Raw genomic sequence first — 13,293 nt, 5'->3', positions numbered from 1 at the left:
ATATACTTGTGCTTTATAAAACGCAAACCATCCTGCTTAAGTGTAACTTGAAAAACTCCTTGAAGATGGCACGACAAGGAGTTTTATAGTTTATTTGGGTTGAAATAATTGCGGCTTCATTTTCATCATCACGGTAATCACTAGCCCACAAACAACAACTGTTGCAAGACAACTTATTCCGTTCATGACAACGGAGAAAAGTTGAGCACTCCAACCAGCAAAAGCATACGCTCCCCAGAATAGAACACCAGCGAGATAATGCCAAAAATACCTTGCAATTCCTCCGGTAAACATGGCAATCCATGCATAAGTGATTGCTTTTTTTAAGTTTTTCTCAGCTAAAAAAGCTCTAATTTTCTTAGAATAAATTCCTGAGAAAGCGATGAAAGCAAAAGCAAGTACATATTCGATAAGCGCCTGATTCCACATTAAAATATACGCTTTACCAGTTAAAAAATGGAGCAGCCCCCAAAGTAAGCCAGAAAATCCGGCGGCGAAAAAGCCTCTTCTGATTGCAATCACATACATTGGAATCATCCCTAGTGAAATGGAGAAACTAGAACCAATATCAAGCGGTATAAAGCTCAGAACCATTGCAATAGCAGCAAAAATCGCACATTCGAGTAAAACAATTAAGCGTTTGTTTGACATAAAAAATAAACTCCCTTCTTCTTTTGGACATACACGCACCGCAGAAGAAAGCAGTTTTCAATATGAAAAATGCATTCGCCACAATCCCTACGCTCGTATTAACGAACAGGTTCAAAGGGTCAGAGTAAAACACTCAATCTCAGCTTAAAGCCCCCCCTGTGGTAACGTAATATGAAATTCTTAACAAAACCTATTATAACATGCTAAAAAGAAAAGTAAACCCTAATCTTCTCCTGAAAAAAGCACTGCGTTTTGTTTCCGCTTACTAAGCTTCGCAAAAACCAGTTTATAACTATTTTCCAAGATAGCAAAAAGAAGTTCATCTGGCACATCAGAAGCACTCGTCATCATCACAGAAATCCAGTGTGTCTTATTCAAATGATAACCCGCAACAATTGCCTCGTATTCTTCCTTTAAACGCTCCGCTCTATCAGGCTCACATTTTGCGCTAACAAAAAGAATATCTTGGTGTTTGTGAATGAGAGCAAACATTTTGTCAGAAACTTTCATCACACTCGCTTCTTTTCCAAACGGAAAGGTCAGTTTTGCTCCTTGCAGTGACTCGCAAAAGGCTACCCATTTTATTCGTTCTAATTCAAAATCCATTTTCTCCCCCCTCTTTTTTTAGTATAGCATGTATTAAGCTTTATTTACGAGCACTAGCATGGTAAAATAGGGATAATGTGCTTTTTTATAGGAGGAAAATAATGTTAACAGTAAGTAACGTCGCACTTCGATATGGCGATAAAAAGCTATTTGAAGATGTATCGATTAAATTTACACCTGGCAATTGTTATGGTTTAATAGGCGCAAATGGTGCTGGTAAATCAACATTTTTAAAAGTTCTATCTGGTGAAGTGGATTCACAGGCAGGAAATGTGCATATCACGCCTGGTGAACGCCTAGCTGTGCTACAGCAAGATCATTTCCAGTACGATAATGAACTCGTTTTAAATACTGTGATTATGGGTCATAAAACGCTTTATGATATTATGGAAGAAAAAAATGCCATTTATATGAAACCGGATTTTAGCGATGCAGATGGCATTCGTGCTGCTGAACTTGAAGGAGAATTCGGCGAACTTGGTGGTTGGGAAGCGGAAGCAGATGCCGCTGTTCTTTTAAATGGACTTGGTATCCCGTCTGAACTTCATGGCAAATTGATGAAAGACTTAACTGGTTCTGAAAAAGTGAAAGTTTTACTTGCACAGGCTCTGTTCGGCAAACCTGATATTTTACTACTCGATGAGCCGACCAACCACTTGGACATTCGGGCAATTCATTGGTTAGAGGAGTTTCTCATCAACTTTGAGAACACTGTTATTGTCGTGTCGCATGACCGTCACTTTTTAAACAAAGTATGTACGCATATTGCCGATCTTGATTTTAGCAAAATTAAACTCTATGTTGGAAACTATGATTTCTGGTACGAGTCGAGCCAACTCGCGCAAACAATGATGAGTGACCGCAACAAGAAGAAAGAAGAAAAGATGAAAGAACTTCAGGACTTCATTGCGCGTTTCAGTGCGAATGCCTCAAAATCAAAACAAGCGACTAGCCGTAAGAAAATGCTTGAAAAGATTACGTTAGAAGATATTCAGCCTTCAAGTCGGCGCTATCCATTCATTCAATTTAAGCCTGACCGAGATGTCGGGAATGACCTTCTAACCGTAGAAAATTTAACCAAAGAAATCGACGGGGTTAAGGTGTTAGATAATGTTTCTTTCACTATTAATCGTGACGATAAAGTGGCGCTTGTTGGGGATGACGAAGTTGCAAAAACGACGCTATTCCAAATTTTAGCAGGTGAGTTGACACCAGATTCTGGAACTTTCCGCTGGGGTGTGACAACAAGCCAAAGCTACTTCCCAAAAGACAACTCTGAATTTTTCACTGAAAACAACCTAAATCTTGTCGAGTGGTTGCGTCAATATTCCCCACAAGATGATTCTGAAGCGTTCTTACGCGGATTTCTTGGACGCATGCTCTTTAGTGGTGATGAGGTGCTTAAAAAAGTTAAAGTGCTTTCTGGAGGTGAAAAGGTACGTTGTATGTTGTCGAAAATGATGCTTTCAGGTTCCAACGTACTACTGCTTGATGAGCCAACGAACCACTTGGATTTAGAATCAATTACCGCACTAAATAATGGTCTACTCAGTTTTAAAGGGGCTATGATTTTAGCATCACACGACCATCAGTTGTTAGAAAGTATTGCAACGCGAATTGTGAACCTTTCTAAAGATAATTTCTATAATAAAGAAATTAGTTATGACGGCTACTTAGCAGAAGTCATGCAAGTGAATGACTAAAAAAAGCGTGAATCCGGTGGATTCACGCTTTTTTAAAGTAATCTTCTATAATTTCCATGTGTGTTGGATTGAAAAGTGGTGGAATCTCATTTTGCCCTACCCACTTCAATTCTAGCGTTTCTTCATTATGAAAACTTAAATCAACATTTTCTGTTACATCGACTTGGTACACTAAATCAACACACTGTGCCACATCACCATTTGGATAGTGCTGTTCAAGTGTCGTATAAACACCTTGGAAACCTTGAATGGAAAACTTCTCTATACCAGTTTCTTCAAAAATTTCACGCCGAAGTGTCTCCTCAGGTTTCTCAGAAAGCTCCATCGCACCGCCCGTTATGCCCCAAAGATTGCTGTCACCACGGCGTTGCAATAAAATCTGGCCTTTTTCATTGCGCATAATGCCAACAACAAAGGTCAAAATAATTTTTTCATGTCCTACTTTTGAACGAATCCATTTGATATAATCCATTTTCCGCCTCACTTCAAAGTAATTTCACCTGTATCTATCGTAATTGGCGAAGCAGAATCGCCCACATAAGAAAGAAACGATAAAGATACCCACTTGATGTCACTGACTTTATCAATTTTACTAATCGGGAAAACAAGCTCCCCAGAAATCGTTTTGCCTTTTTCAATTTCACTATCATCAAAACTCGAAAGAAGCATATCCCCACCATTTACACTTTCTTCTGGCGTCTTTAACTCCCCTTGGTTCGGATAAGTCGTTACTTTTTCATCACCATGGTTTGTGATTTCAAGTGCAATCGTCACGCTCCCTGGCAATTCTTTATCTTCAAGCGAGGAGTAAATGGTTTTTTTCTCCACTTTAATACTCGTAATCTTACTTTCAATTTGATCATCTGTCTGGCTAAAATGAACTTGATATGTTTTTGATTCAGTAGCCGCACTCTCCTCTGAATCATTGGCCATTGAAAAATTACGCACGTTATCTTGAACATCTTGAAAGTTTTTAAATGCTACAATAATCCCAATTATCGAAGCAATCATCAAAACAGTACCGCTCAAAAGAATAATGGCACCCACTTTTCTTTTTTTCGGGAAAAAGAGGATGACAACACCTATAATGAATAAGATAAAGGAGATACCTCCACCAAAAATCCAAAATACCATATTATGTCTCCTTTTTAATGAAATATTGTGTTCATCATATCATTTATTTAACAGTGAGGCAAAAAACTGCAAAACCATTACTGGCTTTGCAGTTTTATTATACTTCCATGATAATCGGAAGAATCATCGGTCTACGTTTTGTTTGCTCAAACAAATAGCGATTTAATTTGTCGCGAATATCTTGTTTAAGTTTTGCCCATTCAAATTCATTTTCTTGCAGGTTGTCTAGCACGATTTTACTAACCACCTTGGCCGATTCTTCAATCAAATGTTCCGATTCGCGCACATAAATGAAGCCGCGCGAAATAATTTCTGGACCTGAAATAATCGTTTTCGATTTACGGTTTAATGTGACAACCACGATAAAAATACCATCTTCTGAAAGCAATTTGCGATCGCGCAGTACAATGTTTCCTACATCACCAACACCTAGACCGTCAATAAGCGTGTTGCCAGCAAAAACACGATTCCCCATCGTCATTTTGCCCGCCTTGTAGTCTACTACATCGCCTTTTCCTGCGACAAAAACATTGGTTTTCGGAATTCCAACACTATATGCCAGTTTTGCATGGCTAATTAACATTCGGTATTCCCCGTGAACTGGAATAAAATATGTCGGTTTCAGCAAATTCAATACCAATTTTAAGTCATCTTGACTTCCGTGACCAGAAATAAATAAATTGCGACTCATAGTTAGAACACGAGCACCCGCTCGGTATAACATATCAATTGTTTTCGCCATCATCGTCTCAAGTGAAGGGCTTGGCGTTGTGGTCACATAAACTGTATCACCCGCTTTAATATTAAGTTGTGGATGGTTCCCTTTTGTCATTTGTTGAAGTGACTGAATAGGCTCTCCTAAGTTCCCCGTCTCAATGACTGTAATTTCATGGTCTTTATATTTCTTCATGTCTTTATGCGAGATAATCAAATCATCTTCGACAACAAGTTTATCAAGGCGTCTTGTTATCTCTACAACTCGTTCCAATTCCTTTCCAACAATAACAACTTTACGTTTTGTTGCAGCAGAAGCGTCTAAAACTTGTTGCAAACGAATAACATTTGAAGCCACACAGGCCACAATAATTCGCCCTTCGGCAGTACGGAAAGCATGACGTACTTCTTCTTCGATCTCACTATCACTAGAAGTTGTCCCAGGATGTTCTGCTTCCGAACTATCGGATAGTAACGCAAGAACGCCAGCTTCCCCGATGTCAGCAATCGCACTTAAACTAGTTTCATAGCCATCTTTCGCTGATTGATCAATTTTAAAGTCCCCAGTGTAAACAATTGCACCTTCGCTCGTATCAACAACAATTGCAACGGAATCAGGAATCGTGTGGGTTGTACGGAAGAAACGAATATTCGCTTTTTTAAATTCAATTACGCTATCTTCATCAATTACATTGAAATTTTTAAAGCGGACTTTTTTATACTCTTTCACAGAAGCTTTCGCAAGTTCAATCGTAAGCTCAGTTCCGTAAACAGGCGCTTTTACTTTTTGAAGTAAATACGGTAAAGCACCAATCGCATCTTCATGTCCATGTGATAATACGATGGCTTTCACCCTATCTTTATTTTCCTCCAAATATCGGAAATCAGGGATGACAACATCAATGCCGAGCAATTCATCTTCTGGGAACATGAGCCCCGCATCAAGAATGAAAAGTTCATCATCCACTTCCACCACGTACATGTTTTTTCCGCTTTCAGCCACTCCACCAAGAGGAATGATTTTAATCTGTTTCGCTTTTTTAATTGTCAAAGCGGAAACCTCCTTTAGTTTTTTTTCGCTTGTTTATAAATAGATTGTAATTTTTCCGCTTGCGCCGCATTCAAATCGACAAGAGGAAGTCTGACAGGGCCAACATCAACCCCTAATTCTCGTAATAAAAACTTCGTTGGGGCAGGATTTGGAACGGCAAAAATACCCGTCATAAGCGGAAGCAACTTCCGATGAATTGCGGCTGCCTTTCTCACTTCCCCGTTTTCAAACAAATGAATCATTTCTTGCATCTCAGGGCCTGCTACGTGGCTAAGAACAGATACTACGCCTTGTCCACCTACAGCTAAAATGGGCAATGTTAAGCTATCATCCCCGCTATAAACAGAGAAATTATCCGCTGTTTCTTCAATAATCTTAGAAATATTGTCTAAGTTTCCGCTTGATTCTTTAACAGAAACAATATTATCCAATTTCGCAAGTTCAATAATTGTTTCCGGTTCGATGTTCACGACGGAACGACCCGGAATATTATAAATCATCACTGGTAATGGTGAATTTTCTGCAACCGTTTTAAAATGCGCATAAAGGCCATCTTGATTGGGCTTATTATAATACGGCGCCACAATTAACGCTGCGTCATAACTGCCTAGTTCGGCGACTTCTTTCGTAAAACGAATTGTTTCAAAAGTATTGTTCGATCCCGTACCCGCAATTAGTTTTACGCGTCCATCATTTGCTTTTGCCACTTCCGTAAACAATTTGATTTTTTCATCATGGCTTAAAGTCGGTGACTCGCCTGTTGTGCCTGAAATGACAAGCGCATCTGAGCCATTTTCAATCAAATAATTTACTAAAGCATGAATTCGTTTGCGGCAAACTACATTTTTTTCTGGATGAATCGGCGTTACCATCGCCGTAATCACTTTCCCAAAGTTCATTTTTATTCCTCCTAAATCGTAGGGAATTATTCAAAGTCAAGACAAAATTCATCATGTAAAGCATTGACTGCTGGAACTAAATCGTCTTCGCTGACTAAAACCCAGATGGTTGTATGACTATCTGCAGATTGCAAAATTTGGATACCTTTTTGGGCAAGCGCGCGAACAATTTTTGCTGTGACACCTGGTACACCAGTGATGCCCGCACCAACAATTGAAACTTTCGCGCACTCCGTTTTAGACATAACCGAAAAATCTTTTGTTTTTAAAAGCTTTTCAACGGTATCTTTCTTTTCTTCTGGTACTGTAAACACGATATTTGTCGCTGAGATATTGATGAAATCAAGGCTAATTCCGCCATCAGCTAAGAGAGCGAAGGCTGATTCCTGTGTCCTTTTTGCATCAGTTTGTACAGAAACCTGCACTAAATCTGTTACGTGTGCAATGCCTGTTACAAGGCGTTCTTTTACATCAAAGTGCGGTGCTTCTCCGCTTGCAACAAGCGTACCTTCTCCGTCCAAATAAGTAGAACGTATGCGCATTGGGATTTTTGCAGCCATCGCAATCTCAACAGCTCTTGGGTGAATAACCTTTGCCCCTTGATAGGCCATATTGGACACTTCGTTATAGCTCACTTGCCGTAAGCTTTTTGCATGTTCGACAATGCGCGGATCAGCTGTCATCATGCCATCTACATCCGTATATATATCAATATAATCAGCCCGAAGCGCAACACCGAGTGCCGCTGCTGATGTATCGCTACCACCACGGCCGAGCGTCGTCACATCATTTCGTTCATCAACACCTTGAAAACCAGCAACAACAAGAACATCATTTTTTTCTAAAGCTGTTGTTATTCGTTCAGTGTCCACTTCCAAGATTTTCGCATTCAAATGATCAGACGTTGTGCGAATACCAGCCTGCCCACCTGAAAACCCCTCTGCTAAAACGCCAGATTCCTTCAACATGTTTGTAAAAACCGCACAGGAAATTGTTTCCCCAACAGAAAGCAACATGTCCTGTTCGCGCTTTGAAAGCTTCGTCTTTTTGGTGCCAATCAATTCAAGTAGCGTGTCCGTTGCATACGGATCGCCGTACCGCCCAATTGCCGACACAACAACAACGACCTTATAGCCGTCCGAAACGGCACGTTTAATGTGTTTAAATGCCATTTCACGTGTTTTTGGACTTTGCACGGACGTCCCGCCAAATTTTTGAACTATTATTTTCATTCCCGCACCTCTAAATAATTTCTAATTTAACTAGGCTCTCTGCAATTTGAATAGAGTTCCAAGCCGCTCCTTTAAGTAAATTATCTGACACGATCCAAAGATGAAAACCAAGCGGATTATCTAAATCGCGACGAATTCGCCCAACAAACACTTCTTTTTTACCAGCCGCATTTGCTGCTTGCGGATAAAGTTGTGTTTCTGGATCATCTTCTAAAACAACGCCTGGCGCCTCTTTCAAACAAGCTCTTAGTTTTGCAACATCTGTTTCTTTTTCAACTTCAATATAGACAGATTCAGAATGTCCAGAAACAACTGGAATGCGCACACAAGTTGCTGCCACTTGAATTGATGCATCTTCCATAATTTTCTTCGTTTCATTGATCATTTTCATTTCTTCGTATGTATAGTCATTTTCAGTGAAAACATCAATTTGTGGGAGTGCGTTAAAAGCAATTTGGTAGTGCTTTTTATCACCTTTCACAGGCATAACTTCAGGCGTAAAAGGCTTTTCATCTAATACTGCACGGGATTGTTCCTGAAGTTCTTGAATAGCTGAAACGCCAGAACCTGAAACTGCTTGATACGTTGATACAATGACACGTTTTAAACCCCATTCTTTTCGAATTGGCTCAAGTGCCGCTACCATCTGAATCGTTGAACAATTGGGATTTGCGATAATACCTTGATGATTTTTTAGCGCCCGCTCATTCACTTCAGGAACAACTAGTGGAACCTGTTCATCCATACGATACGCACTTGTATTGTCAATCACGATGGCACCACGCGCCACGGCTTCCCCAGCAAACATTTTTGAAACTGAGCCACCAGCGCTAAATAAAGCTATATCAACACCATTAAAAGATTCAGGTGTAGCTTCTTTTACGACTACTTCTTTTCCTTTAAAAGTCAGTGTTTGTCCTGCAGAACGTGCGGAAGATAAGAAAGAAATTTGCTTAATCTTAAACGTCGCCGCCTCTTCTAATAACTGAATCATTTGTGTTCCTACTGCGCCAGTCGCACCGACAACGGCAACATGATAGCTTTTTGTCATTCATTATTCCTCCTTTAATTTTTGCTTTCATCAAAGTGATCGTTCACTTTAAACTCTATTTATCATATCATAAAACGCAGTATTTCGCAGTTCTTTTCCACTTTTTTTGAAAAAAAGACCTCGCCTGATTTAGAGACAAGGTCTTACTCATTATTTTTCTGTTTGTTTTGATTGTGCCACACGTGCTGCTTGCAAATTGTTAATGGGTTGATCAACATTTGAAGTTTCTTTGTTTTGCTCTGAGCGTTTCTTCTTCAGTTCAAAATATTTATCTAAAACTTCTTTTGAAATGCTCATATTGATTTTACTATCACTGTATCCATCACGATATTCCCAAGGGACAACAACTGCGATGGCAATTTCTGGTTTTTTAGCTGGTGCATACCCAACAAAAGTTGTATTCCAAACTTCGGCCATTTTTGATGCTGTTTTAGGTCCATCATAGAAGCCTTGCGCCGTACCAGTTTTTCCTGCTACGTCATAATCTGCTGAGCTAAAAACAGAGCGTGCCGTACCATTTGAACCATGTGTCACCTGATAAAAACCATTTTGTACGGTTTTAATATCTGCTTCTGTAACGCCTAAATGATTCAATACTTTTGGTTCATTACTAGATGCAACCGTTCCAACTGTATCACCAGACGTACTTGGATTGCGAATTTCTTTCACCATTGATGGTTGAATACGTGAACCACCATTTGCAATCGTTGAAGCATATTGCGCAAGTTGAAGCGGTGTATAAGAATCATATTGACCAATTGCAAAGTCAAGAATCTTACCAATTGTATCGTCTTGACCTTTATAGCCTACTTGTTCGCCTGGTAAATCAATGCCCGTCCGAACCCCTAAGCCAAATTGGTTATAGTAATAACGCATTTTATCGAATGTTGAAAGTGGTGCACGAAGTGGACCATTCGGTACATATTTCGCTCCCCCCATTTTCATGGAAACTTGGTACATATAGGAGTTTGATGAAATTTCAAGCGCACCCACTGGGCTAAGCGCAAGCGAACGTTCCCCGTGTCGGTTAAACCAAGAACTTTTTGGTTTTGTACCTTTAAAAACAATTGGCTGATCGACAAAGACAGTATCTTTTGTAATCGCATCACTCATAATCCCACTCAAAACTGTAGCGCCCTTAACGGCTGACCCCATATTATAGGCGGTTGTAAATGTTCCAAGAGAGTAATCTTCAAATTCACCTTTGTCATTTATTTTTTGTCCCGCAAGACTTAGGACCTCGCCACTATATGGGTCCATTGCGACAACAAATGCGCGGTCGAGTAAATCAGAACCACCTGAAGACTTACCTTTTTTGATGTTATTTCGTAAAATTTCTTCTACCGCTTTTTGAAATTCAACATCAACGGATAAAACAAGGTCTTTTCCTTTTGAGCCTTCATTTTTTTGTACCGTTTCAATAATATTTCCTTGGCTGTCAAGTACGCTTTCTGATTGCGATTTTTGACCAGCTAAAACGTTTTGGTACTCCGCTTCTAGATAGCTTTTCCCAACGCGATCATTTCGGCTATAGCCTTGCGACAAGTAATATTCTGCTTTTTCTTTTGGAAGTCCTTCTTTTGCCGATGACACTGATCCTAAAATAGAACGAAGTGTTTCATCATAGGTATAAAAACGATTCCAGTCTGTTGTTGTATCGACACCAGGTAAACTTTCGAGATTTTCGCTAACCCGTGCGATTTCTTCATCCGTCACATCTTTGCTTTTCACAACAGCTTCTGTCATCGCATAGCCACTTGTCATTTTTTTATAAATTGTAGCGATACGTTTGTCATCCGCTGTTAAACTTGCTAAATCTTTGTCTGTTACTTTTTCAACTTGAATTTTATAGGACTTAGACGCATCAAGTGCTTGTTCCTTTGCAGTTAAGCGGCTAAGCGATTCTTGTTCATTAGTTAAAATCCAATAATCTTTTTGATCACGTTCTGTTAATTTTTCAGGTTCAACTTTAATCATCTTATCAAGTTTTTGTGCAACTTGTAAGGTTTCAGATGGTTTTGTTTGTTGACTTCTTGTATACGTAATCGACTTCACCGCTGTATTTCCAACTAATAGATTATAATTGCGATCATAAATAACGCCACGTGGTACATTTTTTGAAACCGTAACATTTTCCGTTTCTTCTAGTTGCCTTTTATACGTATCTCCTTGGACAATTTGTACGATACCGAGGCGTAAAATGAGTACCGAAAACAAAATAAAAATAACGAAGAAAAGAATATTGAGTCGGAGTGGTATGACGGCACGTTTTTTTTTCTTTGATTTATCTTTCTTTTTTCTAAAATTCAGTTTCACCTATCACAAACCCTCTCTTAAAAGTAATGGCTCTTTACATTGTATCTGAAAACAGGATAACTTTCCACCTTCTGTAAGTTAGAATTTAATTAAAAATAGTATAAGAAAAAATAAAGAACCGCAAACATGGCTCGTTTACGGTTCTAATACTTTATATTGATAGGTTAACTAATTTATTTTGCTGCTTCAAAACGTTTTGCAACTTCATCCCAATTTACTACGTTCCAGAAAGTATCAATATACTCTGGGCGGCGATTTTGGAATTTAAGGTAGTATGCATGTTCCCAAACATCTAAACCAAGAACTGGCGTATAACCATCGCTTAACGGGGAATCTTGATTTGGTAAGCTAATAATTTCAAGCGCACCATTTTTCACTACAAGAAAGGCCCAGCCGGAGCCAAAGCGAGCAACTGCTGCATCAGCGAATTTTGCTTTAAAATCAGCAAAGCTTCCAAATTTAGCATCAATAGCGGCTTTTAAGTCACCCGCAGGTTCCCCACCACCACTTGGGCTTAAAATGGACCAAAATAGTGTATGATTTGCATGACCGCCCCCATTATTGCGGACAGCCGTACGGATATTTTCAGGGACAACATCTAATTTAGCAACTAATTCTTCAACAGGTAGGCTTCCTAAATCATCATGTCCTTTTAACGCGTCGTTTAATTTTGTAACATACGTATTATGATGCTTTGAATAATGGATTTCCATTGTCTCTTTATCGAAGTTAGGTTCTAGCGCATCGTAAGTATATGGTAGTTTTGGTAATTCATAAGTCATTTTAAAATTCCTCCTTAAAAATAATTTTGATTGTGCGTAAACAAATCAGACCATGCCAATAGACTTAGCTTTCTAAAAAAAAACAGCCTCACCCGTACCATTTTATCTTCTCGCTTACATCTTTTAGACTAGCACTTTCCGAAATCACATGCAATTTTTCTGCTTGAATTGATTTTCAGTTCAAATAAAGCTATGATGAAATAGCGAAAGACGTTGAGATTATGTACACACATCTACTCTCTTCCCTTTTCGAAAAATTTAAAACAAGCAGTGAGGTGTTTACGAACAAATGAATATTTTTAAACGTTTTTGGAAGAGCCTGTATTCTCCTATAGATATTGCAAACTTCCGAAAAGATAAAGTAAGATCTAGCATTTTCTACATCATTGTTTTAACATTCATCATCTTCCTTCCACTTGCCTATTATACAGCAACAACCACGAGCAATGCGCTTAAAGTTGGTGAAAGTACATTAAAAAATGAGATTCCTGATTTTTCAATCGAGAATGGTAAACTGGTTACAAAAGATCCATCAAAAGATGATTTACCGATTTCAATTGATGAAGGGAATTTACATGTTTATTTTGATGCGAGCGGCACACTGGATGAAGATGCTGTTGATAATAAAATTGGTTCTTATGATGGGGCTTTTGCTTTTTTATCTAAAGAAATTTATGTGACAGCTGCTGGAACTTCGCAGGCGATTAGCTATGATACGCTTGGAATTAAAGATAAAGACGATGTTTTAAGCTTATATGAGTCTATCACGGATATGTCGAAATTTTTCATTCCAGTTATTCTTTTAATTATCTTTTTATTTTCACTTGGATCAACTTTTTTCCGTGTTGCAATTGCTGGCTTATTTGGTTATATTTTAACCGGTTTTGGCCGGGGAAGCGTTTCTTACAAGGAAAATTGGATGATGGCGACGTACGCTATTACACTTTCGGCAACATTTACAATGATAATGGACTGGCTTCAAATTGTTGTTCCTTACCGAATGGAAATCAATTTATTTGTTACATTAATTGTCCTCTTTCTTGCAATTAGATCTTTACCTAAGCAGGCGAAAGAGCAAAAATAAACGCAGCACGCTACATTTTTCTTATCAAATTCTAATACTTGAAATCGTGCTTTCACCCTAAAAAAATGGT

The 13,293-nt window shown here is 38.8% G+C and carries 12 protein-coding genes and 1 riboswitch; of the genes, 2 read left to right on the top strand and 10 right to left on the bottom strand.

The genetic code is table 11. The features are described 5' to 3' along the window. Window positions 1–90 precede the first annotated feature (90 nt). Together thiT and R8923_RS01775 are read right to left on the bottom strand one after the other, a co-directional pair. On the bottom strand, window positions 91–651 hold the full coding sequence (gene thiT / locus R8923_RS01780; RefSeq protein WP_485871038.1) for an energy-coupled thiamine transporter ThiT: 561 nt from the start codon (window positions 649–651) through the stop codon (window positions 91–93). A 66-nt stretch (window positions 652–717) separates the two neighbouring features. Continuing rightward, window positions 718–818: riboswitch (TPP riboswitch) on the bottom strand. Between the two features lie 55 nt (window positions 819–873). Next, the gene (locus R8923_RS01775; protein ID WP_485871037.1) at window positions 874–1,257 is read right to left on the bottom strand and encodes an MmcQ/YjbR family DNA-binding protein; all 384 of its coding nucleotides are present in this window, start codon (window positions 1,255–1,257) and stop codon (window positions 874–876) included. A gap of 101 nt (window positions 1,258–1,358) precedes the next feature. Between R8923_RS01775 and R8923_RS01770 the strand changes: the two genes are divergently transcribed. Continuing rightward, window positions 1,359–2,960: an ABC-F family ATP-binding cassette domain-containing protein gene (locus tag R8923_RS01770; RefSeq protein ID WP_485871036.1), complete on the top strand. Its 1,602-nt coding sequence runs from the start codon at window positions 1,359–1,361 to the stop codon at window positions 2,958–2,960. Window positions 2,961–2,982: 22 nt separating this feature from the next. On the opposite strand, the gene R8923_RS01765 is transcribed toward R8923_RS01770, so the two are convergent. The 8 genes from R8923_RS01765 to R8923_RS01730 all read right to left on the bottom strand — a co-directional run bounded on the left by R8923_RS01765 (window position 2,983) and on the right by R8923_RS01730 (window position 12,139). Next, entirely contained in the window at window positions 2,983–3,432 is a 450-nt protein-coding gene (locus R8923_RS01765; protein WP_485871035.1) for an NUDIX hydrolase, read from the bottom strand. Between the two features lie 8 nt (window positions 3,433–3,440). Then, window positions 3,441–4,094: a DUF4352 domain-containing protein gene (locus tag R8923_RS01760; protein WP_485871034.1), complete on the bottom strand. Its 654-nt coding sequence runs from the start codon at window positions 4,092–4,094 to the stop codon at window positions 3,441–3,443. A gap of 97 nt (window positions 4,095–4,191) precedes the next feature. Further along, window positions 4,192–5,859 carry a ribonuclease J gene (locus tag R8923_RS01755; RefSeq protein WP_485871033.1) on the bottom strand — a complete coding sequence of 556 codons (1,668 nt, stop codon included), beginning with the start codon at window positions 5,857–5,859 and terminating at the stop codon, window positions 4,192–4,194. A 14-nt stretch (window positions 5,860–5,873) separates the two neighbouring features. After that, complete coding sequence (gene dapA, locus R8923_RS01750) at window positions 5,874–6,758, bottom strand: 4-hydroxy-tetrahydrodipicolinate synthase (protein WP_485871032.1); 885 nt, start codon at window positions 6,756–6,758, stop codon at window positions 5,874–5,876. A gap of 26 nt (window positions 6,759–6,784) precedes the next feature. After that, a complete protein-coding gene (gene dapG / locus R8923_RS01745; protein WP_485871031.1) occupies window positions 6,785–7,990 on the bottom strand; it encodes an aspartate kinase in 1,206 nt (401 codons plus the stop codon). Window positions 7,991–8,000: 10 nt separating this feature from the next. Next, window positions 8,001–9,041, bottom strand: a complete 1,041-nt coding sequence (locus R8923_RS01740; protein ID WP_485871030.1) for an aspartate-semialdehyde dehydrogenase — start codon at window positions 9,039–9,041, stop codon at window positions 8,001–8,003. Window positions 9,042–9,191: 150 nt separating this feature from the next. Next, window positions 9,192–11,357, bottom strand: a complete 2,166-nt coding sequence (locus R8923_RS01735; RefSeq protein ID WP_485871029.1) for a peptidoglycan D,D-transpeptidase FtsI family protein — start codon at window positions 11,355–11,357, stop codon at window positions 9,192–9,194. 173 nt (window positions 11,358–11,530) lie between these two features. Further along, window positions 11,531–12,139, bottom strand: coding sequence for a superoxide dismutase (locus tag R8923_RS01730; protein ID WP_485871028.1), 609 nt, complete (start codon window positions 12,137–12,139; stop codon window positions 11,531–11,533). Window positions 12,140–12,428: 289 nt separating this feature from the next. Between R8923_RS01730 and R8923_RS01725 the strand changes: the two genes are divergently transcribed. Beyond that, window positions 12,429–13,223, top strand: coding sequence for a DUF1189 domain-containing protein (locus R8923_RS01725; protein ID WP_485871027.1), 795 nt, complete (start codon window positions 12,429–12,431; stop codon window positions 13,221–13,223). Window positions 13,224–13,293 lie beyond the last annotated feature (70 nt).

Source organism: Listeria tempestatis (assembly GCF_963575625.1).
Lineage (GTDB): Bacteria > Bacillota > Bacilli > Lactobacillales > Listeriaceae > Listeria > Listeria tempestatis.
This window is presented reverse-complemented; position numbering and strand designations above follow the sequence as displayed.